This is a genomic window from Aureimonas ureilytica, assembly GCF_001475935.1.
Taxonomy (GTDB): domain Bacteria; phylum Pseudomonadota; class Alphaproteobacteria; order Rhizobiales; family Rhizobiaceae; genus Aureimonas; species Aureimonas ureilytica_A.
In genome coordinates this window covers 12687-39448 of sequence record NZ_LDQA01000013.1, presented here as the reverse complement: position 1 = coordinate 39448, position 26762 = coordinate 12687, and the positions used below count along the sequence as shown (strand labels likewise).

26 protein-coding genes and 3 pseudogenes are annotated in these 26762 nt (G+C 60.9%); 12 read left to right on the top strand and 17 right to left on the bottom strand.

The features are described from left to right. Positions 1 to 6 precede the first annotated feature (6 nt). Together NS365_RS05180 and NS365_RS05175 are read left to right on the top strand one after the other, a co-directional pair. Positions 7 to 276 (top strand): hypothetical protein, encoded by a 270-nt coding sequence (locus NS365_RS05180; protein WP_058599220.1) that lies wholly within the window; start codon positions 7 to 9, stop codon positions 274 to 276. Positions 277 to 375: 99 nt separating this feature from the next. Next, a complete protein-coding gene (locus tag NS365_RS05175; protein WP_058599219.1) occupies positions 376 to 780 on the top strand; it encodes a host attachment family protein in 405 nt (134 codons plus the stop codon). 229 nt (positions 781 to 1009) lie between these two features. Here the strand turns inward: NS365_RS05175 and NS365_RS23475 are convergent, their stop codons facing one another. Then, positions 1010 to 1153 carry a DUF1127 domain-containing protein gene (locus tag NS365_RS23475; RefSeq protein ID WP_082684433.1) on the bottom strand — a complete coding sequence of 48 codons (144 nt, stop codon included), beginning with the start codon at positions 1151 to 1153 and terminating at the stop codon, positions 1010 to 1012. A gap of 335 nt (positions 1154 to 1488) precedes the next feature. Here NS365_RS23475 and NS365_RS05170 point away from each other — a divergent pair, with 335 nt between their 5' ends. Beyond that, a complete protein-coding gene (locus tag NS365_RS05170; protein ID WP_153003665.1) occupies positions 1489 to 1998 on the top strand; it encodes a hypothetical protein in 510 nt (169 codons plus the stop codon). A 454-nt stretch (positions 1999 to 2452) separates the two neighbouring features. Here the strand turns inward: NS365_RS05170 and NS365_RS05165 are convergent, their stop codons facing one another. Both NS365_RS05165 and NS365_RS05160 read right to left on the bottom strand, forming a co-directional pair. After that, positions 2453 to 3163 carry an IS6 family transposase gene (locus tag NS365_RS05165; protein WP_058599217.1) on the bottom strand — a complete coding sequence of 237 codons (711 nt, stop codon included), beginning with the start codon at positions 3161 to 3163 and terminating at the stop codon, positions 2453 to 2455. Positions 3164 to 3211: 48 nt separating this feature from the next. After that, positions 3212 to 4120, bottom strand: coding sequence for a LysR family transcriptional regulator (locus NS365_RS05160; RefSeq protein WP_058599216.1), 909 nt, complete (start codon positions 4118 to 4120; stop codon positions 3212 to 3214). Between the two features lie 179 nt (positions 4121 to 4299). Between NS365_RS05160 and NS365_RS05155 the strand changes: the two genes are divergently transcribed. Genes NS365_RS05155 through NS365_RS24410 form a run of 6 tightly spaced genes read left to right on the top strand, consistent with a single transcriptional unit; the run spans position 4300 to position 9561 of the window. Continuing rightward, entirely contained in the window at positions 4300 to 5508 is a 1209-nt protein-coding gene (locus NS365_RS05155) for an acyl-CoA dehydrogenase (protein WP_058599215.1), read from the top strand. 11 nt (positions 5509 to 5519) lie between these two features. Continuing rightward, positions 5520 to 6734 carry a CaiB/BaiF CoA transferase family protein gene (locus tag NS365_RS05150; RefSeq protein WP_082684432.1) on the top strand — a complete coding sequence of 405 codons (1215 nt, stop codon included), beginning with the start codon at positions 5520 to 5522 and terminating at the stop codon, positions 6732 to 6734. Between the two features lie 14 nt (positions 6735 to 6748). Next, positions 6749 to 7495 (top strand): electron transfer flavoprotein subunit beta/FixA family protein, encoded by a 747-nt coding sequence (locus tag NS365_RS05145; RefSeq protein ID WP_058599214.1) that lies wholly within the window; start codon positions 6749 to 6751, stop codon positions 7493 to 7495. Positions 7496 to 7545: 50 nt separating this feature from the next. Continuing rightward, positions 7546 to 8475: an electron transfer flavoprotein subunit alpha/FixB family protein gene (locus NS365_RS05140; RefSeq protein WP_058599213.1), complete on the top strand. Its 930-nt coding sequence runs from the start codon at positions 7546 to 7548 to the stop codon at positions 8473 to 8475. Between the two features lie 27 nt (positions 8476 to 8502). Continuing rightward, complete coding sequence (locus NS365_RS05135) at positions 8503 to 9381, top strand: 3-hydroxybutyryl-CoA dehydrogenase (RefSeq protein WP_058599212.1); 879 nt, start codon at positions 8503 to 8505, stop codon at positions 9379 to 9381. Between the two features lie 12 nt (positions 9382 to 9393). Further along, entirely contained in the window at positions 9394 to 9561 is a 168-nt protein-coding gene (locus NS365_RS24410; protein WP_193753393.1) for a hypothetical protein, read from the top strand. Here the strand turns inward: NS365_RS24410 and NS365_RS05130 are convergent. The 11 genes and pseudogenes from NS365_RS05130 to NS365_RS05075 form a co-directional block, all read right to left on the bottom strand. Continuing rightward, on the bottom strand, positions 9549 to 10985 hold the full coding sequence (locus tag NS365_RS05130; RefSeq protein WP_058599211.1) for an aldehyde dehydrogenase family protein: 1437 nt from the start codon (positions 10983 to 10985) through the stop codon (positions 9549 to 9551). The two genes, NS365_RS24410 and NS365_RS05130, sit on opposite strands and share 13 nt — an antisense overlap. Before the next feature lie 4 nt (positions 10986 to 10989). Continuing rightward, positions 10990 to 12303, bottom strand: a complete 1314-nt coding sequence (gene gabT, locus NS365_RS05125) for a 4-aminobutyrate--2-oxoglutarate transaminase (RefSeq protein WP_058599264.1) — start codon at positions 12301 to 12303, stop codon at positions 10990 to 10992. Between the two features lie 170 nt (positions 12304 to 12473). Next, a pseudogene (locus tag NS365_RS23470) lies at positions 12474 to 13410 on the bottom strand (IS630 family transposase). Between the two features lie 75 nt (positions 13411 to 13485). Beyond that, positions 13486 to 14058, bottom strand: coding sequence for a cupin domain-containing protein (locus tag NS365_RS05110; RefSeq protein WP_058599209.1), 573 nt, complete (start codon positions 14056 to 14058; stop codon positions 13486 to 13488). Positions 14059 to 14212: 154 nt separating this feature from the next. Continuing rightward, on the bottom strand, positions 14213 to 15667 hold the full coding sequence (locus tag NS365_RS05105) for an aldehyde dehydrogenase (protein WP_343286835.1): 1455 nt from the start codon (positions 15665 to 15667) through the stop codon (positions 14213 to 14215). A gap of 72 nt (positions 15668 to 15739) precedes the next feature. Continuing rightward, entirely contained in the window at positions 15740 to 16522 is a 783-nt protein-coding gene (locus NS365_RS05100; RefSeq protein ID WP_058599207.1) for an ABC transporter permease, read from the bottom strand. A gap of 8 nt (positions 16523 to 16530) precedes the next feature. Beyond that, the gene (locus NS365_RS05095; RefSeq protein ID WP_058599206.1) at positions 16531 to 17403 is read right to left on the bottom strand and encodes an ABC transporter permease; all 873 of its coding nucleotides are present in this window, start codon (positions 17401 to 17403) and stop codon (positions 16531 to 16533) included. Continuing rightward, a complete protein-coding gene (locus NS365_RS05090) occupies positions 17400 to 18509 on the bottom strand; it encodes an ABC transporter ATP-binding protein (protein ID WP_058599205.1) in 1110 nt (369 codons plus the stop codon). Before NS365_RS05090 ends, NS365_RS05095 begins: the two co-directional genes overlap by 4 nt. Positions 18510 to 18594: 85 nt before the next feature. Then, positions 18595 to 19647: an ABC transporter substrate-binding protein gene (locus NS365_RS05085; protein ID WP_058599204.1), complete on the bottom strand. Its 1053-nt coding sequence runs from the start codon at positions 19645 to 19647 to the stop codon at positions 18595 to 18597. 29 nt (positions 19648 to 19676) lie between these two features. Beyond that, on the bottom strand, positions 19677 to 21062 hold the full coding sequence (locus tag NS365_RS05080) for a sigma 54-interacting transcriptional regulator (RefSeq protein WP_058599203.1): 1386 nt from the start codon (positions 21060 to 21062) through the stop codon (positions 19677 to 19679). Continuing rightward, positions 21059 to 22228, bottom strand: coding sequence for a PAS domain-containing protein (locus tag NS365_RS05075; protein ID WP_058599202.1), 1170 nt, complete (start codon positions 22226 to 22228; stop codon positions 21059 to 21061). The genes NS365_RS05080 and NS365_RS05075 overlap by 4 nt, the downstream gene beginning before the upstream one ends. Before the next feature lie 321 nt (positions 22229 to 22549). Between NS365_RS05075 and NS365_RS05070 the strand changes: the two are divergent. Together NS365_RS05070 and NS365_RS05060 are read left to right on the top strand one after the other, a co-directional pair. Continuing rightward, positions 22550 to 22732, top strand: a pseudogene (locus NS365_RS05070) (IS6 family transposase); the annotation flags it as partial. A gap of 69 nt (positions 22733 to 22801) precedes the next feature. Continuing rightward, positions 22802 to 24097 (top strand): annotated as a pseudogene (locus tag NS365_RS05060) (IS3 family transposase). Between the two features lie 148 nt (positions 24098 to 24245). Here NS365_RS05060 and NS365_RS05055 read toward each other — a convergent pair. Together NS365_RS05055 and NS365_RS24405 are read right to left on the bottom strand one after the other, a co-directional pair. After that, positions 24246 to 24968, bottom strand: coding sequence for a hypothetical protein (locus tag NS365_RS05055; protein WP_153003664.1), 723 nt, complete (start codon positions 24966 to 24968; stop codon positions 24246 to 24248). Then, the gene (locus tag NS365_RS24405) at positions 24965 to 25105 is read right to left on the bottom strand and encodes a hypothetical protein (protein WP_193753392.1); all 141 of its coding nucleotides are present in this window, start codon (positions 25103 to 25105) and stop codon (positions 24965 to 24967) included. The genes NS365_RS05055 and NS365_RS24405 overlap by 4 nt, the downstream gene beginning before the upstream one ends. A gap of 730 nt (positions 25106 to 25835) precedes the next feature. On the opposite strand from NS365_RS24405, the gene NS365_RS05050 reads away from it, so the two are divergent. Beyond that, positions 25836 to 26126, top strand: coding sequence for a hypothetical protein (locus NS365_RS05050; protein ID WP_153003663.1), 291 nt, complete (start codon positions 25836 to 25838; stop codon positions 26124 to 26126). 343 nt (positions 26127 to 26469) lie between these two features. On the opposite strand, the gene NS365_RS05045 is transcribed toward NS365_RS05050, so the two are convergent. Next, positions 26470 to 26721 (bottom strand): hypothetical protein, encoded by a 252-nt coding sequence (locus NS365_RS05045; protein ID WP_058599197.1) that lies wholly within the window; start codon positions 26719 to 26721, stop codon positions 26470 to 26472. Positions 26722 to 26762 lie beyond the last annotated feature (41 nt).

Here is a 26762-nt window from a genome sequence, read left to right as displayed (position 1 = left end):
CCGCGCATGGTGCAGGCGATACGGAGTTTCGAGGAAGGGCTGCGCAAGGGCTTGGGCATCGTCATACGCTGCGATCCCTGCAACGCGCGGACCATCTATCGCTGCCTTGATTTCCAAGGGTTCATCGCGCCCGGTGCCGACATTGAGGCGCTGAACTGGCGGTGTTCAGGCTGCCGAACACGGTCCACCTATGTCCGTTACACGCTTCTGGACAAGCTGGAGCGTGAGAGCTTGGCGCAATGGAAGGCGCCGCCTGCGATGCGACGACGCTTCTGACCTGTAGAGCATCGATTAGCTTGGAGCGATGAAGCGCGCACGACGTTAAGTTCGCTTAAAGGCAGCGATATTCGCTGTCCATCAGAACGGAGATAAGCGATGCAGCTCCCCAGCGGCGCGACGGTTGCAGTGGTCGATGGTCAGAAACTCAGCCTGTTCCGCAACAGCGGCGACGAAGGCCAGCCGAACCTGACCGCCCTCCCCACGGAGTCCGTTAACACCGACAACAAGAGCGGGGGCAAAGGTCACGCCAGCAGTTCTGCCAACCCGGATGACAGCACGCAGGATGAAGACGGCTTTGTGGCTGGGGTGACCGACATCCTGAACAATCAGGCCATTTCCGGGAAGCTGACGAAACTCGTGGTCATCGCAGCGCCCAAGGCGCTTGGTGAAATGCGGAAACACTACCACGCCAAGCTCAAGGAAGCCCTCGTCGGCGAAATCTCAAAGGATCTGACGGGGCAGACCAGCGCCGACATCGAGAAGGCGATTGCCGCCGCCTAAACATTCAGTTTGATTTCTAGCCACCAAGGCGTCGCTTTTTGAGCGGCGCCCCTTTTGTTTGAAGAGGGATCCTGATCTCGTGAAAGCGGTACTAGGCGTCTGCAAACGAAAGCGCCCTCGCCGGGGGAGGACCGGCAAGGGCGTTTGAGATAAGCCAAAGGGTGGGAGGAACCGCTCGACCGGTTCACTTCAGATGGGGAGAACCAGCTGAAGTGAAAGAGGAAAACTCTTAGCGGACCGCTTGACGGGCGATGGCCGGAATGTCGGAGCGTGCAATGCCGAGGTCCGAGAGTTCGCGCTGCGACAGGCGGTTCAGCTTGGCGGCCGTGTTGCGATACTGGCGCCAGGTGCTGAAGGAGCGAGCGAGGGACATGGTGTCTTGCCTTTCGTGCCCGGCCTCTCATCGGTGGTGGCCGGCATGTGCGTGTTCTTCCGATGCCCAGAACCTACGCCTCGCTTCCCTTCCGCAGTAGCGCAAAGCTCGAAGGGGAGCCTTGCAGCAGTTCGCTATCGAGGGCTCTCAGGTCCGATATGCGGTCGCCGCATGGGTTGCGCTGTTCGCTTTGGGATACCTCGTGTCGAAGTGAGCACAGCCTGCCGATAGCGAACCGGCCTATCCAATTCGGGCGCGCAGTTCGCGAGTGCCCTCAGATCGGCCGACGCTGAAATGGCATGCACCAGGGGCAACCAACACGGGGCAGCATTAGAATGGCCAATCGCTTCGGATTTCTTTCTTTGTCCGCCATCATGACACTCGTCTATTGTGCGAGACACCGCTCCTCATCAATCGCTTTGGCCGCAGTCGCAGCCGTCCTCGTGATGCGCGAGCCAGTTCATGCCTGCACATATGGCAATGAGAGGTTCTATCTAACGACCACTATCCCTCCTAAGCTGCCTGCTGACAGCCTCGTCGCAGAGGTCGAAGTGACGTCTGTAGAACGCTCGTTTCCTCAGCTCGTTATCATCACGAAAGTGCGCTCTGTTATTTCGGGTGGCCCTGATGTCACGCAGATTGTCATAGACATGGATGAGGTATCGTCCTGCGACCGAATTCCCAACGTCGGCGACCACGGTATCCTCGCTGGTGTCCCCCATTCGCTCGTAGACAACGTTGCGACCATTGAGCCAATTCGTTCACCGGGTTTCTGGAGTGATGACGTGTTCCCGCCTCGGAAGCAGTTAGGCGTGGGGCGCATCACTGAGAAGCAGCACCCATAGGGCGCGCTGTTTGCTCTCGCGCACAGATCGGACGGCATCCGAAACGGCCTCCAGCGGCAAAGCCGCGAGCCCGCCGCTAGAAAGGTCTTGAGGGTCGTTAAGGGCTATGCGTGATGGATAGCATCGGTCTGCGAAAGGCGGTCACATGCTCGAAGCGATCATATTTCTTCTGCAAATTGCTGGCTTTGATCCTGGCCCGAGCGGCGGCCGAGACTGCGGACGTGTCAGGGTCTTGAATACGATCCGATGGATTGGGATTGTCCTGGTATCAGGCATCTGCGCCATCGTAATCTATTACAAGCATTTCGGTTGACCCGCAGCCGGTAACGAGGCGCGTCTCAGACGAGCGCTCATCCCGAGGCAAATGCTGAAGAACCCTGAGGGGTGATATAGGCTCAGGAGGGTCTGTTGCGAATAGCCAACTTGGTCGCAATGATCCCGTTATGTTCTTTCGTCAGGCGATGAACACCTGGAACAGCCGTCCGATGTAGCGGGCCTCCGATCCTCCAGCCAAGCTGTCGACCATCGAGCGGAACTGTCCCTTCCGGAACATCCGCATCACCTCGAACCCGCGAATGGTATTGTGCGCCGTCTTGCGCGACTTGAACCCTCGCACCGGGCGGATCCGCTGCTTCAGTTTCCCGTGGTCTGACTCAAGGCGATTGTTCAAGAATTTCACCTGCCGATGCTCGCAGGTCGGTGGCAGGCGTCCTTCCTTGCGCAGCGAGGCGATCGCCTCGTTATAGGCCCGGTTCTTGTCGGTCGAGATCACCGAAGGCCGGTGATGCGGCAAGCGGTTCAAAGCCTTGCTGAGAAACTGTTTCGCCGCCTTCGTCGTACGGGTTTGCGAGAGATAGAAGTCGAGCGTCTCGCCACCGTCGCCGATCGCACGGTAGAGATACATCCATTCGCCTCGGACCTTCACATAGGTCTCGTCGACGTACCAGGTCTTGGTCTGCAGGGGTTTGCACCACTGGACGCGGCGGTCCAGCTCGGGCGCGTAGTGCTGAACCCATCGATAGATCGTCGTGTGATCCACCGAGAGATGGCGCTCGGCCATCATCTCCTCGAGGTCGCGGTAGTTGAGGGCATAGCGACAGTACCAGCGCATACAGAGCAGGATGATATCGGGCGCAAAATGCCGGCCCTTGAACGCCAAACTCATGCCTTACGCCCCCGACTTCAGCCGCCTTGAGCACCGAGGCTCGCATCCCTAATCGCTATTCGCAACAGACCCCGTCGACTCAATCCACTCGCGGAAAACGGCCAGCGCCGGATTGGCGCGGCTGCGGGCAGGATAGATCAGCGCGTAGTGTGACGGGCCGGGCAACTCGCGGTCCGAGACGCGGCAGAGGCGACCCTCCGCCAGATCGTCGAGGGCGAGGACCTTCGGCACGAGGGCAACGCCCAAACCGCAGCGCGCGGCGGCCAGCACCATGCCGAAGTGCTCGAACCGCGCGCCGCGCAGGATCGCGACGGGGTCGAGCCCTGCGTCGCGGAACCATTCCAGCCAGAGTTCCGGCCGGGTCGATTGCTGCAGGAGCGGCAGTCCGGCGATCGCCGCATCGCTCAAGGTCGGCCCGCCGCCCGGCGGCAGCAGCGAGGGCGCGGCCACGGCCACCAGCGTCTCTTCCCGGAACGGCACGACGTCGGTGCCCGGTGCCGCGAGTTCGGTGCGCTGGATGGCCGCGTCGAAGGGCTCCCGCTCGAAGTCGACCGGGCCAAGGCGGGCGGCGAGGTCGATCGAAAGACCGGGCGAGCGACGATGGAAGTCGGCGAGCCTGGGGATCAGCCAGCTCGTGCCGAAGGTCGGCAGGACGGCGAGCCGTAGCACGCGGGCCTTGTCGCCGAAGGCCATCACCGTCAGGGCGGCTGTGTTGAGATCGGCGAGGATCCGCTCCGTATCGCGCAGCATGGCGCGGCCGGCATCGGAGATCACCAGACGCTTGCGAACCCGGTGGAACAGTTCGACGCCGAGCCGAGCTTCGAGCGAGGCCAGTGAACGGCTCACGGCACTCTGCGTGAGGCCGAGGCGGCGCGCGGCCTCCGTCACCGACCCGCTGTCGGCACAGGCGCCGAAGGCCTGAAGCTCGGACAAGGTGGGCGTGAAGGATCGTTTCATGAAAGGCCTCCTCCTCCAACCCTTGGCGCGGCAACGGTTCCGCGACAAGCGGCCTCCCCTTCGAGTTCATTCCTTTTTCTCATGGTTTGGCCAGCCGAACTCATTGGAAGACCACGCGTCGCACGCTTAGTCTGGTGGTCTGTCCGCGCGCAGCCGCGCGACGTTTCGAGGAAGCCGTCATGACGTTGAAGCCCAAGGACGCACCCGATCTCGGCCGCTTCTCCTGGGAGGATCCGTTCCGGCTCGACGGTCAGCTCAGCGCCGAGGAGATCATGCTGCGCGACGGAGCCCGCGCCTTCGCGCAGGAGAGGCTCCAGCCACGCGTCGTCGAGGCCTATCGCGAGGAGAAGACCGATCCCGCGATCTTCCGCGAAATGGGCGAGATGGGCCTCCTCGGCGTCACCATCCCGGAGGAATACGGCGGCCTTGGCGCCTCCTACGTCGCCTATGGCCTCGTCGCGCGCGAGGTGGAGCGTGTCGACTCCGGCTACCGCTCGATGATGAGCGTGCAGTCTTCGCTGGTGATGTATCCGATCTACGCCTACGGCTCGGAGGAGCAGCGCCGCAAGTATCTGCCCAAGCTCGCCAGCGGGGAATGGATCGGCTGCTTCGGCCTCACAGAACCCGACGCCGGCTCCGACCCTGCCAGCATGCGCACCGTCGCCCGCAAGACCGACGGCGGCTACGTGCTGAACGGCTCCAAGACCTGGATATCCAACGCCCCGATCGCCGACGTCTTCGTCGTCTGGGCGAAGTCCGAGGCCCATGGCGGCAAGATCCGCGGCTTCGTGCTGGAGAAGGGCGTGAAGGGCCTTTCCGCGCCCAAGATCGGCGGCAAGCTCTCGTTGCGCGCCTCGATCACCGGCGAGATCGTTCTCTCCGATGTCGAGGTGTCGGAAGACGCCCTGCTACCCAACGTCGAGGGCCTGAAGGGGCCCTTCGGCTGCCTCAACCGCGCTCGCTACGGCATTTCCTGGGGCGTGATGGGCGCGGCCGAGTTCTGCTTCCATGCCGCGCGCCAATACGGGCTCGACCGCAAGCAGTTCGGTCGCCCGCTGGCGCAGACGCAGCTCTTTCAGCTGCGCCTCGCCGACATGCTGACCGACATCGCCCTCGGACTGCAGGCGAGCCTGCGGGTCGGGCGCTTGCTGGACGAGGCGGAGGCGGCCCCCGAGATGATCTCGATCGTCAAGCGCAACAACTGCGGCAAGGCGCTGGAGATTGCTCGCCGCGCCCGCGACATGCATGGCGGCAACGGCATTTCGGAGGAGTTTCAGGTGATCCGTCACATGGTCAATCTCGAGACGGTCAACACCTACGAGGGCACCCACGACGTCCACGCGCTGATCCTCGGCCGTGCCGTCACCGGTCTCCAGGCCTTCTTCTGAGGCCCGCCGCCATGACGGACGGGACATCGCCCGGTGGCGCGGCGGCACCGCTCGCCGGCCTCAAGGTCGTGGAGCTCGCGCGCATCCTCGCCGGACCCTGGATCGGCCAGACGCTCGCCGATCTCGGCGCCGAGGTCGTGAAGGTCGAGGCGCCGGGCGGCGACGACACGCGGCGCTGGGGCCCGCCCTTCGTGGAACGCGAACTGCCGGGCGGCGCCATCGACCGGACGGCGGCCTATTTCCACGCCGCCAACCGGGGCAAGCGATCGGTCACCTGCGACTTCGACAAGGCGACCGACCTCGCGGCTCTCCTCGATCTGGTGCGGGAAGCAGACGTTTTGGTCGAGAACTTCAAAGTGGGCGGCCTGCGCAAGTACGGTCTCGACTACGAGACGCTATCGGCGCTCAACCCGCGGCTCGTCTACTGCTCGATCACCGGTTTCGGGCAGGACGGGCCCTATGCGCCGCTCCCCGGCTACGACTTCCTGATCCAGGGCCTCTGCGGAATCATGGACCTGACGGGCGAGCCGGGCGGCGAGCCGCAGAAGATCGGGGTCGCTTGGATCGATATCCTGACCGGCCTCTACGGCACGATCGGCATCCAGGCCGCGCTTGCCGAACGCGCGCGTTCGGGTCGCGGGCAGCATGTCGACCTCTCGCTCCTCGACTGCGGGGTGGCGGCGCTCGCCAATCAGGCGATGAACTATCTGGCAGGCGGCATCGCGCCCCGGCGCATGGGCAACGCCCACCCGAACATCGTGCCCTATCAGGTGTTTCCCGTCGCAAATGGCCACGTCATCGTCGCCTGCGGCAACGACCGGCAGTTCGCCGCCTTTGCCGCGATCCTGGGCCTTGGGGACTTCGCCGCCGACCCGCGCTACGCCACGAACCCGGCCCGCGTCGAGAACCGAGACACCCTCTGCGCCCTCCTCGCCGAGCACGCGTCCACCTTCGAGCGCGACGTCCTGATCGCGGCGATGCAGGGCGCGGGTGTGCCAGGCGGCCCGATCAACGATGTCGCCGACGCGCTCGATCACCCGCAGATCCGCCATCGCGGCCTTCAGGTCGCGCCGGAGGGCGTGCCGGGCCTGCGCACGCCGATCCGCTTCTCGCGCAGCCCCCTCGTCGTCGAGCGGGCCTCGCCCGCGCTCGGCGAGGCCAATGCCGATGCCGATGCCGATGCCGAACGGGCAAGGGATGGTAGGAACGTCTCAACAAAACTGTAAGAGGCCAACGACCCATGAAGATTCTCGTCTGCGTGAAGCGCGTCGTCGACTACAACGTGAAGGTCCGGGTGAAGGCGGACGGAACGGGCGTCGAGCTCGCCAACGTGAAGATGTCGATGAACCCGTTCGACGAGATCGCGGTGGAGGAGGCGCTGCGGCTGAAGGAGAAGGGTGCGGCCGCCGAGATCGTGGTCGTGTCGGCCGGTCCCGCGCAAGCCCAGGAGACGATCCGCACCGCGCTCGCCATGGGCGCCGACCGCGGCATCCTGGTGAAGGCCGAAGGGCGTCTCGAGCCGCTGGCCGTCGCCAAGCTCCTCAAGGGCGTGGTGGAAGCCGAGAAGCCCGACCTCGTGATCCTCGGCAAGCAGGCGATCGACGATGATTGCAACCAGACCGGTCAGATGCTGGCGGGGCTTCTGGGCTCGGCGCAGGGCACCTTCGCCTCCAAGGTCGAGGTCGCGGACGGCGCCTTGAACGTCACGCGCGAGGTGGACGGCGGTCTCCAGACGGTGGGCCTCACCCTCCCGGCGATCGTCACCACCGACCTTCGCCTCAACGAGCCGCGCTATGCCTCGCTTCCCAACATCATGAAGGCGAAGAAGAAGCCGCTGGAGGAGAAGGACGCGTCCGAGTTCGGCGTCGACCTGACGCCGCGCCTCGAGGTCGTGAAGGTCGCCGAGCCGAAGGCGCGCCAGGCGGGCGTCAAGGTCGGCTCGGTGGACGAGCTGGTCTCGGCCCTCAAGGGCGCCGGGCTGGTCTGAGCCCCCCGCCACCCTGCTCGTCTTCTCCCGTTTTCCGTGAGGTTCATTCCATGACCACGCTCCTGATCGCCGAACACGACAACGCCCACCTGTCGGGCGAGACCGCCAAGGCCCTGACCGCCGCCGCCCAACTCGGCGGCGAGGTCCATGTCCTCGTCGCGGGCCAGGGCTCGGGCGCCGTCGCCGAGGCCGCCGCCAAGCTCCAAGGCGTCGCCAAGGTACTGCACGCAGAAGATCCCGCTCTCGGCCATCATCTGGCGGAGCCGCTGGCGGCCCTCGTCGTCCAACTCGCCCCGAGCTACGGTGCGATCGTCGCGCCCGCGACGGCGGCGCTGAAGAACGCCCTGCCGCGCGCGGCCGCCCTTCTCGACGTCATGCAGGTGTCGGACGTGATCGCCGTCCACGGCGCGGACACGTTCGAGCGCCCGGTCTATGCCGGCAACGCGGTGGAGACGGTGCGCTCCACCGACAAGATCAAGGTGCTCACCATCCGCACCGCGGCCTTCGCCGCCGCCGCCGAGGGCGGCTCGGCCTCCGTCGAGAGCGTCGGGGCAGCCTCCGACCCCGCCGTGTCGAAGTTCGTCTCCGAGGCCGTCGTCCATTCCGAGCGGCCGGAGCTCTCGGGCGCCAAGATCATCGTCTCGGGCGGGCGGGCGCTCGGCTCCAAGGAGAAGTTCGAGGAGGTCATGCTGCCGCTCGCCGACAAGCTCGGCGCGGCGGTCGGCGCGAGCCGGGCGGCGGTGGACGCGGGCTACGCGCCGAACGACTGGCAGGTCGGGCAGACCGGCAAGGTCGTGGCGCCGGACCTCTATGTCGCCTGCGGCATCTCGGGCGCGATCCAGCATCTCGCTGGCATGAAGGATTCGAAGGTCATCGTCGCCATCAACAAGGACGAGGACGCTCCCATCTTCCAGGTCGCCGATTACGGGCTGGTGGGCGACATCTTCCAGATCATCCCCGAGCTGACGGGTAAGGTCTGACGACGGCGCGCGGCGGGGAACGGGACGATGGCTGACATTCGGACGGTGGGCGTCGTCGGCGCCGGGCAGATGGGCGCCGGCATCGCGCAGGTGAGCGCGCAGGCCGGCTACGACGTCGTTCTCTACGACGTCAGCCTGGAACTGGCGACCAAGGGCGTCGAGAAGATCGCGGCCGGTCTCGACCGGCTCGTCGCCGGCGGCAAGCTGGATGCGGGCGCGCGCGACGCCGCGCTCGCCCGCCTCAAGCCCGCCGACGGGGTCAACGACCTCGCCCCTTGCGATCTCATGATCGAGGCGGCGACGGAGAAGGAGGAGATCAAGCGGCGCATCTTCGCGCAGGTGTGCCCGGTGCTGCGGCCCGACGCGATCCTCGCCTCCAACACCTCGTCCATCTCGATCACGCGCCTCGCGTCGGGCACCGACCGGGCCGAGCGCTTCCTCGGCATCCACTTCATGAACCCCGTGCCGGTCATGAAGCTCGTCGAACTGGTGCGCGGCATCGCCACCGACGAGGCGGTGTTCGAGCAGTCGAAGCGCTTCGTCGCCAGCCTCGACAAGACCATGACGATCTCGGAGGACTTTCCGGGCTTCATCGTCAACCGCGTGCTGATCCCGATGATCAACGAGGCGATCTACACGCTGCACGAGGGCGTCGGCTCGGTGGAATCGATCGACGCCTCCATGCGGCTCGGCGCCAACCATCCGATGGGCCCGTTCCAGCTCGCCGACTTCATCGGCCTCGACACCTGCCTGTCGATCATGCAGGTGCTGCATGACGGGCTGGCCGATTCGAAGTACCGGCCGTGCCCGCTTCTGGTGAAATATGTCGAGGCCGGGTGGCTGGGTCGCAAGGTGAAGCGCGGCTTCTACGACTATCGCGGCGAGACGCCCGTCCCGACCCGCTGAAAGGCTGAGGGCATGAGCGACACGACCCGCGATTTCAACGGCACGCCCCTGTCCGACGGCGACAGCAATTGCCTACGGGATGTTGGCCCTAGTATCAGGTCAATCATTACGTCGTTCGCAGGGGCGATCGAGCAGACCGTGTCGATCGCCCAGGCCTTGCGTTTATATCAGCCGGCGTAGGTGTAGGCTGTTTTCACGGTCGTATAGAACTCGGCCGCATAGCGCCCCTGCTCGCGGCTGCCGTAGGACGAGGACTTTCGACCACCGAATGGTACGTGGAAGTCTACTCCAGCTGTCGGCAGGTTGACCATAACCATTCCAGCTTGGGCATTTCGCTTGAAATGCGAAGCATGTTTAAGGCTGCTCGTCGCGATGCCTGCGGACAAGCCGAAGCGCGTGTCGTTTGCCGTTTCCAAAGCTTCGTCGTAATTCCGCACCTTGATGACCGTAGCCACAGGTCCGAATATCTCCTCTTGGCAGATCGACATCTTGCTGGTCGCTTCGGCGAAGAGTGCTGGCTGGATGTAGAATCCGGGCGTCTCCCGGTTAAGACGGTGACCGCCCGTGACGAGCCTCGCGCCTTCCTTCTGTCCGAGTTCGATGAAGCGGAGATCCTGCTGGAGTTGTCCATCATCGACCACCGGTCCGACATGCGTCTCATCCTTGAGGGCATGGTCGACCCTAAGGCCTGCCATACGAGCCACCAGCGCCGCCACGAAGTGGTCGTGAATCCCCTCCGTCACGATCAGGCGTGAGGCCGCGGTGCAGCGTTGGCCCGTCGAAAAGAACGCTGAGTTAACTACGGCCTCTACGGAGATCGCCAGATCGGCGTCGTCTAGAATAACGAACGGATTTTTGCCGCCCATTTCAAGTTGGTACTTGCGCTGGTGCGCAATTGAGGAGGCGGCAACTCGGGCGCCGACACCGGTTGAGCCAGTAAAGGAGATTCCGGCCAAATCGGGACTATCGAGCAGAGTCTGACCAACATCCGATCCGCGCCCCATGACGAGGTTGAGCACTCCGTTCGGCAGACCCGCCTGCTTCAAGATATCGACCAGAGCCCAGGCCGAACCAGGCACGAGCTCGGCAGGCTTGAAAACCACGCAATTACCATAGGCTAAAGCCGGCGCGATCTTCCATGCGGGGATAGCGATAGGGAAATTCCAGGGTGTTATGATTCCAACAACACCAATCGGCTCGCGTGTGATCTCGACACCCACATTCGGCCTAGTCGAGGGCAAGCACTCGCCCATAGGCCGAAGGCACTCCCCCGCATAAAAATCAAATATCTGCGCCGCACGAACGACTTCGCCGATGCCTTCAAGCAGCGTTTTGCCCTCCTCCCGCGACAAGAGGCGGCCAAGCTCGCCCTTCCGCAGGAGGATGAGGTCGGAAGCCCGCCTCAAGATCGCATGACGCTCTAGAAGTCCAGTCTGCGACCAGTTCGCAAACGAGGCCTTTGCGGCCGCAACGGCTTGTCGTGCGTCATCAACGGACCCTTGAGCATAAAGACCCACGACGTCCCGCGTGTCGGACGGATTGATGTTGGGTACGCCGTCCATACCCACCCAGTCGCCACCGATTAGATTCTGATGGATCGTCATGATTTCAGGCCGTGGCAGGCGGTGCCGCAGGCACCTTGGCGAAAGCTGCCTCGATCGAGACTTCCAAAATGCGTAGGGCCTCCTCCAAAACCGATTCCTCGATTGTCAGAGGGGGAAGCAGGCGGATGACGTTGTAGCGGACCCCGCAAGAGAGAATGATGAGACCACGCTCCTCAGCTTCCGCCACGATCTGCGACGTCAGCTGCGGCGCGGCTTGGTACCCATCGGCATCTTCGACCAGTTCGAACGCGATCATCGCGCCATTGACACGGACGTCTCCCAGGCGCTCCATCCCTTGGCGAGCGGCGAGGTCGATCAGGAACGAGCCTACGCGTTCCCCGATCCAAGTTGCCCGCGCGCAGAGCCCCTCGTCCAAAATCACGTCAAGCACAGCGTTCGCAGCCGCGACGGAAATCGGATTGCCTGCATAAGTTCCGCCAAGTCCGCCTGGATGCGCGGCGTTCATGATTGTCGCCTTACCAACCAGAGCAGAGAGCGGGAAGCCACCCGCCAGACCTTTGGCCAGCGTGACTAGATCGGGCTTCACGCCGGAATGCTCGATGGCCAAAATCGTGCCGGTGCGAGCCATGCCTGCCTGAATCTCGTCGGCGATGAGGACGATCCCATAACGGTCGGCCCGGTCGCGCAGCCCCTGCAACAGGGACGCGGGAGCGGCATTGAAGCCCCCCTCCCCCTGTACGGGCTCGATGATGAAGGCCGCAACGCGTTCGGGATCCACATCGGACGCCAGAAGATGATCCAGCGCCCGCAGGGACGCCTCAACGTCCACGCCCGAGAAGGCCGCAGGGAATGGTACATGGAAGACTTCCGCCGGAAACGGCCCGAAGCCCTTCTTGTAGGGAGCCACCTTACCAGTCAACGCCATGCCCATCATCGTCCGGCCGTGGAAGGCGCCGGTGAAAGCGATGACGGCCGACCGCTTTGTGTGGGCACGGGCGATCTTGATCGCGTTTTCCACGGCTTCGGCGCCAGTGGTGACGAGCATGGTCCGGTTGACCTCGCCTGTGTCTACGATCGTATTGAGCCGTTCGGCCAATTGGATGTAGCTCTCGTAGGGCGCCACGTGGAAACAGGTATGCGTGAACTGCTCGGCCTGCCGCGCCACAGCCTGCATTACATGGGGATGACGATGACCTGTGTTATTGACGGCGATGCCCGCTGCGAAGTCGATGAAGCGCCGACCCTCGACATCCCACAATTCGGCGTTTGCAGCCTTCTCGACAAATATGGCCTTAGTCGCCACGCCTGCCGCAACTGCATTCTGTTGCCGTGCACGCAGTGCCTGTGCCTGTCCCATCATCGTCCTCCTGGATTGAATGGGGTAGAGGTAGCACCGCTCTAAATATTGCGCAACGTTGCAATAATTTGGAGCGCATTATTTGCGGAGCCAAGGCGGATCACGCCAATGCGCTCGCTGGGCCAGTGAGCGAACTCAGTTGGCGCATGTGGACCTAGAGCATTTTCCGATCAGTCTGGATCGTAGCCTGCGGCTTTGAAGTAGTTGGCGCATTCGGCAGGCTGGAAGAGCGGAATGAGGGTGCCGACGGCTTTCCAGAGCGCCTCGACCGTTCGCTCGGCCTTGGCCCGCATGGGCGCCTTGAGCTTTGAGAAGGCCGTCTCGATCGGGTTGAAGTCGGGGCTGTAGGGCAGCAGGAAGCGCCTACGTCTTTGATGGCCAATCGCAAGCCCTCGGCTTTGTGGGCCGGAAGGCTGTCCATCACGACAATGTCGCCGGGCAAGAGTGTCGGCACCAGGACCTGCTCGACATAAGCCCGGAACGCCACGCCGTTCATCGGACCATCGAGCACCATAGGGGCGGTCATGCCCGTCAGGCGCAGAGCGCCGGTGAACGTTGGCGTCTTCCAATGGCCGTGCGGAACGCCGGACCGGCAGCGTTCACCTCGCGGCGCGCGGCCGAAGCGCCGTGCCGTCTTCGTCGACAGGCTGGTCTCGTCGATGAAGACAAGCTTGGCGGAATCAAGATCGAATTGATCGTCGAACCAGGCCTGGCGCCGCTTCAGGAGATCCGGGCGCTCTTGCTCGCTCGCGTGCACGGTCTTTTTTTCCACGTCAGTCCATGCCTGTCAAAGAAGCGCCAGAGCGTGCCGATCCCGACCTTGAGCCCCCGCTCCTCGGCCAGACGCCGTTGCATCTCGTGCAGCGTGATGTCGTCCTTGCCGTCGATCAGGCTTTGCAGGAACTCGGCTTGCGCCTCGATGCGACCCGAGCACCTGTCCCCGCCCATCGGCAGGGGATCACTGCGGCCTGCACGATCCTGCGACCGCCAGCGCACAGCCGTGGCAATTGCGATCCCGAACCGCTCGGCCGCCGCATGCGTCGAGGCGCCATCACGCATCGCCCGCAAAACCCGATGTCGAAGATCAATCGATAACGCTCGCGCCATACACGCCTCCCTTCCAATCGACAGAGGGAATCGCGAATGACGCAAAGACTCTACCCGGCCGGAAAACGCTCTAGATCAAAGATACGGCGGCGAGCAGGCCGAGATCACCACGGCAGTCGTCGATGAAACGTTGCGGAAGCGATGCGGAATGCGGCTGTCGAACAGATAGGACTCCCCGACGCGCAGAATGCGCACTAGAGTGCCAACCGTTACCTCAATCTCTCCTTCAACAACGATGCCGCCCTCGCTCGAGGCGTGCTGCAGGAGGATTTCACCCGTATCGGCTCCCGGCCCATAAACCTCATGTAAAATCTGCAGATTGTGCTCCTTCGCGTCGCCCACCTGACGAAGGGAGAGGTAGCCGGGACTGCGAATTCGCGACGTTAGATCGATCAGACCGTTCGCAGCGAAGAAGGGACCAGCCTGCTCTGCAGAGCGGCTGTCGTTGAAAAAGTCAGACATGCTGACGCCGAGCCCGCCAAGGATTTTGCGCAGAGTGGATACCGAAGGGCTCGACTTATTTTGCTCGACCACCGAAATCTGCGCATGAGGCACACCGGCACGTTCCGCAAGGCCGCGCTGAGACAGACCTGCCTGCGCCCGAAGCGTTCGAAGCCGACCGCCCACATCGAACTCTTTATCCGCCATATATACCCTGCGCTCAATATATCATGCATATGAGACTGCTATGAGCAGTCACATCGCATTCCGATAGCATCGGTAAAGAGCAGGGTATCGCACAAAGCTCTCGCAATCGTGGAGGCGGCTCCCCTTTTTTCGAAAGCCGCCGCCCTTGCAAGTGTCAGTCGAGATTGACCCAGACTGACTTCGTCTGAGTGTACTGGCTGAGGGCTTCAAGGCACTTGTCGCGCCCGTTGCCGGTCTGCTTGAAGCCCCCCCAGATCGACGTCATGTCGCCATGATCGAAGCAGTTCACCCAGACGACACCCGCCTCAACGTCACGTGCGAAGCGATGGGCCTTGCCCACGTCGCGCGTCCAGATTGAGGCAGCGAGCCCGTAGATGGAATCGTTGGCAATCTCCACGGCCTCCTCGAGGCCTGAGATCGGCATGATCGCCGCAACCGGTCCGAAAATTTCCTCCTTGGCAATCCGCATGGAGTTATTAACACCGGTGAAGAGGGTCGGCTCAACGAAGGCACCATCGGGAAGAGCGTCGAACCGCCCACCACCAAAGCGAAGCGAGGCACCCTCGGCGCGCCCAACGTCGATGTAGTCGAGCACGCGCTTCTGGTGGGACGCCGTGACCAGCGGGCCGATCGTCGTCGACGGGTCCAGCGGATCGCCGAGGACGAAAGTCTCGCGCGTGCGTGCGGTGAACCGCTCCACGAAGTCATCGTGGATGCTTTTGTCCACAAGGATGCGCGAGCCGGCGTTACAGACCTCCCCTTGGTTTCCGTATATGCCATTCACGGCATATGTTACCACGGTGTCGAGGTCGTCATAGTCGCCGAGAATGATCTGCGGGGTCTTGCCGCCGCATTCCGTCGTCACCCGCTTCATATTGGACTGGCCGGCATAGATCATCAGGAGCTTGCCGACCTCGGTAGAGCCCGTGAAACCGATCTTGTCGACATCGTCGTGGAGGGCTAGCGCCTTGCCCACTTCTTCGCCGAGGCCATGCACCACATTCAGCACGCCGCTTGGTCCGCCCGCTGCGATAAAGAGTTCGGCCAGAAGGTTCGCCGAGAGCGGAGACTGTTCCGCCGCTTTCAGAACGACCGAGTTTCCGGTCGCTAGCGCAGGCCCCAGTTTCCATGCAGCCATCATCAGGGGGTAGTTCCAAGGAACGATGATGCCGACGACGCCGAGCGGCTGTCGCAGGATGTAGTGAAGGGCACTGGAGGTCGTCGATGTAACAGCGCCCTCGATCTTGTCGATCGTTTCGGAGAAGAACTTCAGCGCCCCCACCGATGCTGGGACATCGATATTCATCATGTCCATGACCGGCTTGCCCATGTCGAGGCTGTCGAGCACGGCGAACTCCTCGGCATGCTCGGCCACGAGCGCGGAGAACTTCTCCAGGACGGCCATGCGAGCACGCGGATCCATTCGGGACCAGCCCCCTGAGCGGAACGCCTTTCGGGCGACCTTAACGGCCAGATCGACCTCCGCAGCGCTACCGCGTGCGACCTCAGCTATCGGGGCTCCCGTCGCCGGGTTGATCGAGACGAACGTACGTCCATCGGCCGCAGGCCTATAATCGCCATCGATGAAGTGCTGCGTGCGCAGCTTCACCGCCGTCGCCTTGGCGTGCCAGAATTCCTTGGTGAACGATGTATCGTTCATGATTTTCTCCTTTGAGGCGTTTTACTTCGAATTTCGGAGGAGTTTGACCGACGCGATCACCAGCAAGAGCGATGCCGCTACGATAATGCTGCCGATGGCGTTGATTTCAGGCGTAATGCCGCGCCGAAGGGTCGAGTAGATGTAAATCGGAAGCGTCACGTCCCGCCCCGTGAGAAAATAAGTCACCGGGATTTCGTCGAACGAGAGAGTGAAACACAGGAGCGCGGCGCCGATAATTGACGTGCGGATCTGAGGCAGAGTTACGCGCCAGAACGTTTCAAGAGGCTTGGCACCTAAGTCGGCTGAGGCCTCCAACATCCGTCGATTGACTTTCGCGAGCCGGGCCATGACCTGCGACACCACGATCCCGAGAAGCGCCGTCGAATGACCGATGACAACCGCGGTGAGGCTCTGCGGGATGCCGATCTGCTTGTAGAAGTTGAGCATCGCGATACCCGTGACGAGGCCGGGTAGGCTAAGCGGTAATAGGATGACGTTTTGGAACAGGCGCTTGCCTAGAAAATCGTAACGATCGAGTGCGATCGCTGCCGCAACGCCGATCACGACACTCACGATCGTGGCACAAACTGCCACGATCAGACTGTTCTGCAGCGCCGTCAGCATCTGACCGTTCGCGAGAGCTGCCGAGTACCATCGCCATGTGAACCCGGCGAGCGGAAACGAGGTGACCGGACTGTCGTTGAACGAAAAGAGGATGAGGAGACTGATCGGCACGTAGAGAAACGCAAGGACAAGGAGGCTTACGCCGACGAGAGCTTGTTGCCACCAGAGAAGCGATCGCATGGGGGCTCCTATCGAAGGTCGAGCTGCCCAGCCCGGTCGAAGCGGCTGGATACTTGGAGGACGACGAGAACGAGTAGGAGAACGAGGGTCGCGAGGGCCGAGCCCAAAGGCCAGTTGAGCGCGGCGCCGAACTGGCTCTGCAGTAGGTTCGCTACCATCGTGCCATCGGGTCCGCCGACCAAGACCGGGGCCACGAAATCGCCGAAGGACAGGCAGAAGGTCAGGGTCATTCCGGCGACCAGTCCACCCATGGACAAAGGCAGGATGACGCGAACGAATGTCTGGAACGGGCCAACGCCGAGATCCTCCGACGCTTCGACTAGTGACTTGGGTATGTTCTTCAGCACCGCATAGAGCGGCATGATCATAAAGGGAATAAATATATAGACCAGCGTGATAACCATCGCGGTCTGATTGTACAGGAATACGGACAGCGGCTCGTTGATGATGCCGACAGACATCAGGAGGGAATTGAGTGCTCCGTTCGTTCCCAGGATTATCTTCCATGTATAAGCGCGCAGTAAATACGAGACCCAAAGCGGAACGATAACTAGCATGTAAACAAGGTTAGACAGCGCTTCGGATTTGATCGTGAACGCTAGCATATAGGCGACCGGATAGGCGAGGATGCTAGAAATGACAGTCACAATAGCTGCGATTTTCAATGTTCGCAAAATAACTGCCGCATATTGCGGATCGAGGAAGAGCTGAGCGTAATTTCCGAACTGGAAGTCGGGGACGAAGAGCGGGAACTGGCGGGTCCAGAAGCTTACCGAGATCATGACCGCGTACGGCACGATCATGAAGATGGCGATCCATAAGAAGGGACCGGAGAAGAGGGCTAGGAAGGCCGGAGCATTACGCCTCGTGACGAAGTTCATCGCTCCGCCTCCGCGAAGCACATGATGTCTGCCGCTCCAACATAGAGCTTGACCTTCTCGCCCAGCTCAGGCGCCCGACGCGAGGATTCGTCGCGATGTAGATCGACGAAGAAGGGTCTGTCGCTACGCGCGGGAAACAGTTCGAGACGGAGGCGATCGCCCAAAAAGAGGTTACCAGCTAGGCGCGCCTCTATTTCATTACCGTCAATTATGGGTGACAGGTGAACGTGTTCGGGGCGGATGCCAAGCTGAACGCGCGAGCCGATCTGCAGCTTTTGGATCGACTCGCCGTCCCGCCGGGCCTTGTGAATCCTCGTACCATCGCTCAGTTGGAAGACATCAACCCCGCCAGAGGCTGCTTCAAAGGTTGCATCTAAGAGATTGGATGCACCGATGAAGTCTGCGATGTAGGCCGAACAAGGACGGTCATAGAGGTCGGTCGGAGCCCCGACTTGCACAACGCGGCCTTGGCTCATGACCACGATACGGTCCGACAAGGCTAATGCCTCACCCTGGTCATGGGTCACCATGAGGAATGTGATGCCAAGTTCTCGGTGCAGGCGCTTCAGCTCGATCTGCATGGTCTCGCGAAGCTTTACGTCAAGCGCTGAGAGAGGCTCGTCGAGAAGAAGCACGCGAGGCCGCTTCACAATCGCCCGTGCCATTGCGACGCGCTGACGTTGCCCGCCGGAGAGAGCCCCCGGCAGGCGAGATCCATAAGAGGTCAGACCGACGAGTCCCAAAGCGTCTCGAACACGTGCTTCCCGGTCTGCCTTCGGCACGACGCTCGATCCCGCGGTCAAGCCGTATGCCACGTTCTCTTCAACGCTCATATGCGGGAAGAGCGCGTAGTCCTGGAAAACAGTGTTGACCGGACGACGATAGGGCGGCAGCGATGTCACATCCCGCCCTTCGATCGCGATCGATCCCGTTGTCGCCAACTCGAAGCCTCCGATGAGGCGAAGCGTCGTCGTCTTTCCACAGCCCGAGGGGCCGAGCAGCGTGACGAATTCACCTGCATTCAACTGAAGGTTGGTCTCGTGGAGCGCTGTGAACGGGCCAAACGTCTTCGTCACGCCGGCTATCGATACGATAGGTTGCGACATCGTTAACTCATGGATTTGAGGAGGAGAGCCGCCTTTTTGCGATGACGCTACGGCTCTGGGAAATGGACCCGTCGGATCCCGCTCGTCAGGGCGCGGACTTCACCGCGTTCCAGACTTCGAGATACTTATCCAGCCGCTTGGGTTGCTTCCACATGACGAGGCTCTTGACGAAGTCGATGTTGCCGACCTTTCGCTCCGCCTTCATCGTCTCATCCATGCAGGTAGCGACAGCAGCGGGGTTGACCGGAAAGTAGCCTGTCGATGCCGCAATGCCGCACTGGCCTTCGGGAGACTGCATGAACGACATGAACTTGTACGCGCAGTCCGTATTCGGAGATCCTGCCACGAGCATCATGGAGTCCATCCAGCCTTCGGCCTTCTCCTTGGGAGTAATCTCCGCGACGGCGAAGTCCTTGCCGAGCGAGTTGACCTCCTTCAAAGTCAGTCCGGTCCATGCATTCGAGACGTAGACCTCGCCGTTAGCCATGAGTTCGGTAAGCTCACCCGCCGACGTCCAGTATTTGCGGACGAGGGATTTTTGTTCGATTAGCTTGAATCTGACAGCTTCAAGCTGCTGATCCGACAGGTCGAAGATGTTGTCGTACCCGAGGAGCCGAGCGGTCCAGTAGATAGCGGACTTGTCGTCCCACATCGAAATTCGTCCGCTGAATTGCGGATCGAAGAGCACGCCGATCGAGTCCGGTTTCGCGACCTTATCTGGCCGATAGATGATCGAGACGGATCCCCAAACCATCGGAACCGCCCAAGTCTGGCCATCGGCAACGAGAGCTTCTGCCTTCGAGAATTCAGAATAGATGCTATCGTAGCCTTCTACTCTGGCCGTATCTACCGGCTCTGTAAAACCAGCCATTTGCATCATCGGCACGGTGTCGAGGGAGGGGGTGATGATGTCGTAGACACCGCCACCGGCCGCGAGCTTCGCGGCGAAGTCGTCGTTCGATCCGACATATGTCGCGCTGACGCTACAGCCCGATGCTGACTCGAACGGCTTGATGTATGAATCGGGAGCGTAGCCCTCCCACGTGAGTAGATTCAACTCACCCGCTGACGCGGTCGCGGCAGACGGGATGATCGATGCAGCCGCGATGATCGCCGCAATGGACTTCCGAAATGTCATTGCCCTTCTCCTTGGTAAAAGCTTGAAATTTATCGATTGCTCTTCCGGAGAAGAGTTGCGACATCAATGCCCAGGGCTTTTGCGGCGCTCCTCTTGCTTCCGTTCTGAGCAACGGCTTTCTCGACTAGCCAAGCCTCGAACTCGCGCACGAGTTCTTTGAAGGTCCGGGATGTCGGCTCTTGGGCCTTTGGAGCAGACATGTTAGACGGCCCAGCCGGTGAATAGGGAATGATGAAATGCTCGGGCTGTATGATGTCGCTCGCTAGAGCCGCGGCACGGTCCAAAATATTGAAGAGCTCTCGGACATTGCCGGGGTAGTCGTATGTCAGAAGCTTTTCGTGAAAGCCTTCTGACACTTTGAGGACACCCGCGATCTTATGATTGATGGCGTTCATTTTTAGATCGACGAGAAGCCTTATCAGGTCGTCCTGACCGGATAGTTTTCCGATCTCGACCACGACGGACGCTAACCGATAGTAGAGGTCCTTTCGAAAGCGGCCGGCATCGATCAGAGATAATATGTTCTGGTTCGTCGCTGACACGAGATGGATGCGGGTTTGACGACGCTGTGTTGATCCAACACGGCTGAAGGTTCTCGACTCCAAAAAGGCGACAAGCTTAATCTGGGCTGCAAGTGACAGATCGGAGACCTGATCAAGAAAGAGAATACCTCCGTCAGCGACCTCGACATATCCAAGCTTTCCACGCGTGGAAGTGTCCAGTGCAGAGCCCGGCTCAATTCCGAACATCTCCGTATCAAAGTGCTGTTCTGATAGGAGGCCACAGTTGACGTGCACGAACGGGAGACCGGTCGCGACGTCGCTTTGTCTGACGTGACGAGCGAATTCAGTCTTTCCTGTTCCGCTCTCGCCCAACAGCATCACGGGGCTGCCGCGCTCAAGCGCCGTTGCGGCGAGCTTGGCGAGGTCTCGCAGGCGATCGTTCTGGACGTAGCGTACAGCTGCATCCTGCAAGATGTCTGTCTCGAAACGGAACCTGTCCGGTGCGACATCCTTCGTAGACCGAGTAAGTTCGCGCATTGTAAAAAGAGCGGCGTAAGCCGCGCCGTCGTTTGTCCTCAGCATACTGATCGATGCGAAGACGCTGCGCTGCGAGTTCAAAGATCCCGTCAGTTCCGCTCGCTTTAAGTGCTGGATAGCGGTCGCAATCTTCGCCATAATCGGGCCGACCGTCCTCGCATGCTTTGCGAGGTCACTGCCCACAAGATCACCCTTCGCAAGGTTTAAGAGAAGCTGCATCTTGGTGTTGACGAGCTTGATCGTACCGTCGACTTCAAGGAGCGCCGCGCCATCAGGCAAAGCTTCAAGAAAGCCAATGATAGATGGGTCGTCGATGAGGGACGGACGCGGTCGACGAAGGGGCGGCGAAGCAGGGTCGTTAGCGTAGAATTTCATCGCGTCGGCGCCATAATTTGGGATCGGGCCTTACGGCGCGGCTGCAGACGGGCCGTGAGCACGTAACGTTGCAGGTCACCTTCAAGAACGGCGACGCGGAAGCGCCAGACATCCTTGTTACCGCCCGTCAATAAGACCGTCAGGTCGCAGCCCTCCCGCACGTCCAAACCGCCTTCCGGACTGGATAACAGCTTCGGGACGGCTCCCCTCCCCTCCAGGATCTGCTCTATCGAGTTGCCGAGTAGGCTATCCACCGACCGCCCCCAAGCCGCTTCAGCCGCCGGGTTGGCGGCCAGGATCATTCCGTCGCCTGCCAACACCAGAACTGGGTCCGGCAGCGCGCTCAGAATGTCTAGCATCGCGGTCGCGTGGTCTGAGAGCTGCTGCTCGCGCCGCTTGGACGGACCGATATCCCGGACAGTTCCCCAAAGGCGGATCAACGAACTACCTTCGATTGCCGCGCGAAAATCGTTCTCGACCAGCATCTCACTGCCGTCGTGGCGCCGATCCGTAGCGACAGCCCGATCCAACCGATAACTGGACCGTACCAGATCCCGAACCATGCGCCGGTTGACGCTGGTGTCGGGGAAGTAGCGTTCGACGGGCTGCGTGTTGAAGTCGAGGCCGTCTGGAATCCTGTAGAGACGAGCCATCGCATCGTTGCAGGCTCGCCAGCGCTTCTGATGAGAAAAGATGCGATCAACTATCTCGTCTTCTGCGAGCGACACATCGATCGGCTCTAGGAACTCGATGCACCAACAGGCCTCCGTCGCTGAACCGATCATCTGGGACAGGATTTCAACTCGCTCCACGAGTTCCACAGCGGTATCAAGGACGTCAGGCGTCAGAAGCTGCTTAAGGATAACCCATCCCTGCTCTGCATCGCGAAAAGCGGTTGCGATCAGGGGGATTTCCTGGTTTGCCACCGATTTCATCCACACAGGGAAACTGCACTTCCCCTGGTCGACTTTAGTAGCAAGGCCTCTAATCATCTTCGCGGATTGGCTGGAGTAGATAGTCTCGAGCGGCTCACCCTGAAGCTTTACTGCGCTCCAGCCGAGTGCCCGAGCCTCATATTCGTTGAGGTAGGAAATCCGACCGCGCTCGTCGATTCGATCGACGAAGACAGGTAGGGCGTCAAGATTTTGCGGGCCAAAGTTCAACATGCAACCTCGTCAGCGGCCGGCAGGGATAGCGAATTCGCCGGGCTGATGGGTGATATGGTGGCGATCGTAGAGCCGAGCGCAACGCTCTATATCGACTAATGCTGAAAAAGCCTCAAGAGCGTCATCATGTGCTGCGATATCGCAGCACTTCATTGCATTTTTGCAGCAGTGCTGACGTCACACACCTCGACCTGCTGCCCGTTTCCCGGACCGTTTTGAGCTGGAGAATTCCAGTTATTGACTCGCTCCGGGTCTGTTGCGAATAGCCATAGGGGATGAGAGTTTCGCTGCTGAAGGCTGCTACAGTTGGAGGCGTAAGGCATGAGTTTGGCGTTCAAAGGCCGGCACTTCGCTCCCGACATCATCCTGCTCTGTATGCGCTGGTACTGTCGCTATGCCCTCAGCTACCGCGACCTTGAGGAGATGATGGCCGAGCGTCATCTCTCGGTGGATCACACGACGATCTACAGATGGGTTCAGCACTATGCACCCGAGCTCGACCGTTGAAATAGCCCCCGAATGCCCCGGACATGATCTCCCACTCCCGCAAGGGTTAGGAGTAGTGTTGTGTCTATGACTGGTTCTTATCCGAAGGCAGAGGTTCTGCCGGGTCCCGAGCGTCGTCGATCGTGGTCGACGGCCGAGAAGCTGTCGATCGTCCAGGAGACCTACGAGGCGGATGTGACGGTGAGCCTGGTGGCGCGTCGTCATGGCGTTGCGCCCAACCAGCTTTTCCGCTGGCGCAAGCTGGCTTCGCAAGGCGCGTTGGTCGCCACGCGAGCGCAGGAGGACGTTGTTGCGGCCTCGGAGTATCGCGCTCTCCAGGCGCAGATCCGCGAGTTGCACCGCCTTCTGGGGAAGAAGACGCTGGAGACCGAGATCCTCAAAGAGGCCCTCGAGGTCGCCGCGGGCCCAAAAAAAGCGCTGTTGCGCTCGCTGTCGTGGCCCAAGGACGGTTCGCGGTGAGCGCCGTCTGCACGGTGCTTGATGTCGCACGGTCGAACATCGCCGAGCGCATGGCGGGACGTTCGCATCAGCGCCTCGGCCGACCGCCGCAGCCCGACGCTGAGCTTGTCGCCGCGATCAAGGCGGTGATCGCCGACATGCCGACTTATGGCTACCCTTGGCCGACAGGCGATTGCTTGCAATCGCTGAAAGGCGGCGCATTCACGCCATCCTCTGCCGCAAGGCCCGCGCCGCCGGCGCGTCGCTCCCCAACCACAAGCGCGTCTACCGGGTGATGAAGGCCCACGGCCTTCTTCTCCAACGCCACGCCGGCAATCTCGACAGGCGACGTCACGATGGGCGCGTGGCCGTCGAGCGCTCGAACCTGCGTTCGCCAGCGGGCTTGAACCGGTGGCGCCTTCGCTGGCTCACTGCTCGGACGGCTTCGAGATCGGCTGCGACAACGGTGAGAAGGTCCGCGTGGCCTTCGCGCTGGACTGCTGCGACCGCGAAAGCATCGGTTTTGTCGCCACCACCGAAGGCATCAAGGGCGAGGACGTCCAGGACCTCATGCTCCTGGCCGTCGAGGCCCGCTTCGGCCGCGTGAACCGCCTGCCGCAAACGATCGAATGGCTCACTGACAACGGCTCAGGCTACATCGCCGGTGAGACCAGACGTTTGGCCCGCGACATCGGTCTGGAGCCCAGAACCACGCCCGTCCAAAGCCCGCAATCCAACGGCATGGCCGAGGCCTTCGTTCGCACCATCAAACGCGACTACGTCCGCCTCTCATCCCTTCCGGACGCTCAAACCGTCATCAACACGCTGCCGATCTGGTTCGAACACTACAATACCGTTCACCCGCACAAGGCGCTCGGCTATCTCTCACCGCGAGAGTTCATCGCGTCCCGCCAATCCCTCTGATCCTGTCCGATCATTCGGGGGCAACAACAGTCCTATCGTGAACCCGACAATGGGCGATCTCGGGCAGCCGAGCCATGTAGTTCATAGTCCCATTGGCGGCCCCCATTAGGGTATTTTGGTAACTGCGACGCGAACGGCAGCGGCTTAGTCAATATGATTTCGGACTCGAACGCTGGTAGGATGTAAAATCGACTTCTCGAATATGTTCATCCTCTGAGCGCGTGCCGTCATGGCGGTAAGGGTCGATACCCACGATCCGATAAGCATTAGCCGTGTGGGAAGGATCTTTCATACTGGGCGTTCGCTCAGTGTAGATCATTGATCGAACGGTTAGGTGGCTCAAAGCTGTTTTAAGACGATGAGAGGGGACACCTGTTTTCTCATGAATCTTTAAAAGGCTGATGTTGGCTTGGTTTGTGTCGGTACCCCGCTGGGCAAGAAGCAGGAAATATACTTTCAAAGCGTGCAGCTCAACGATAGACCGAAGCTTGAAGTCTTGAAGAGGATAAATCCTATTTCCCTGATAAAGTTTGCTGATGGGAATTTTGCACCAGTTTCGGTATGGATCGTAGTCAACCAGGCCGTAAGTGCTCTGACCCTCAATGTCCTTCACGATCCTGTTCAGAGCGATGAGAACTTTCAGCCCGCCTGAAATCTTTGCTCGGCTGAGGTTCGTCGCCTCCTGAAGACTATCATAGGTCAGAGCAGCTACACCTGTGTCCTCGTCGATATGGTGAGTGATCGCCATGAGAACCATTAAGGCGGCCGTGTTGTCGGAGCCTGATCCTGTTCCAGACGTCCACTGAAAGGCTTTCAGGCCTCCCTCGCGGATCCACACCGAAGGGAGTTTTTTGAACTCGCGGCGAGTCATTTGCCACCCCGAGTAAAACTCGCCACGACGTAGATCGCATACGCAGCCAACCCAAACCCGGCGAGCACCATGACGACCTCCAGTTTCTCATCCGAAATTTGCGCGATGGCATCCATCACGTCTGAAACCACCGACATTTTTGCACCTCGACTCAAAAGGCTCGACTGCGCAAAAATGCTTGAAGACCCATCTTATCTCTAGAGACAGATGACCCTTCCATAGCCAAACTCAGAGGAATTAGGGGTTAGAACTCAGACACTAAGGGAAAATTCTAAGGGTTCATATCAGATCCCAAGTTAGTTCATAAACTAGCGTTCGTGAACTATTTTTAGAGATTTTTATCTCGTCGAGGATGCGCAATAGCACCTCGGACGTGGCGTGAGTTGGCCACGTGAAGAACGGCGCGAGCCTAACGTAGAACTAAAGCGCTTGCTGAACGTCAGCTTTTCGCTCGATCACATCGAAAGCCGCCGGTCCGCTTTTGGCCCTGTCCGGTCTCTAACGGTCGATAAAGCCGACGCTCGAAAGCCACTCATCGGCCTTCGACCAGAACGAGCGATAGACGTTAGCCAGGCCTTCCGAGAACCAGACATCGCGGCATACGGCAACCTCAGTGGCGTCAGCCCCTCTCTCGGACGGCAGTAAAAGCCCCTTTCGTTGAGAAGTCGACGTGCCCTCACAGCGGCAAAGCTGACTGTGTCAACGGTGCGAGCGACATTCCCGGTCATGCCTCACGCCCCCAACTATAGGCACCTTCAGCACCGAGGCCCGCATCCACAATAGCTATTCGCAACAGAGCCGTCCCGGCTGATCGGGTGGCTGCGGGGATTGGCTCCGCAAGCTCAAACACCTAGATTGGAGGCGAGCGTGAAGATCGACGGGCTCAAGATCGCCAAGGTGCTCAAGACTGCCGGCATCGACCAAGACAAGGCCGCCGACCTCGCACAGGAACTCGCAGACGCCGACGACAACGCGGAGAAAGACATGGTCTCGCTCAAAGATCTCGATGCCATCAACGCCCGCTCCGATGCGCGCATCGAGGCCAGCTATGCACGCTCCGATGCGCGCATCGAGGCCGCCATCAATCGCCAGATCGTCTGGACCGTCGCTACGTACGCGGCAGCAGCTGCCATCATCATTGTCGCTATGAAGCTCTAACGAGGATCGGAAGCCGGCTTCGGCGGGCTTCCCTGTTCGCCACGCCTTCCTTCAGCTCGGCGCCACACGCGCGCGGAAGCGATCATGGTCGTCGCCGTCTGCGCTTCCGAAAAGCTCTACCGTTCATTCGGGCCTTCATGCACGCCAGTGCCTGTCAGTGCTTGATCCAATCGAGTGTTGCGGCGAGGCAGAGGATACCTAAGCAAGCCGAAGGCGGTTTTCTCGTATCGGGTGGCGCCAGCCGTGCGCGTGAAGGATTGCGATCCCAAGAGCTGAGAGCTCTTCAGGGGCGTAGGGAGCAGCAACCAAAGCTCGGCCCAAAGAGGCACGCCTCTGTCGCTTGTCAGAGCTTTACGATGGCAACGATCGCGATCGTAAAGAGGAAGGCGATACCGGCGATCCAAATTCTCTGACGGTGAAAGGCGGCCTTGATGCGCGCGTCTGAACGAGCAGTGATGGTCTCGATGCGCGCATCGGAGCGAGCATTGAAGGCTTCGAGGTCCTTGAGCGAGACCATGTCTTTCTCCGCGTTGTCGTAAGCGTCGGCGAGTTCTTGCGCGAGATCGTCGGGGTTTCCGTCGGCCGATGCCGGCACCGTCGATTGCCTTGGCGATCCTGAGCCTGTCGATCTTCGTT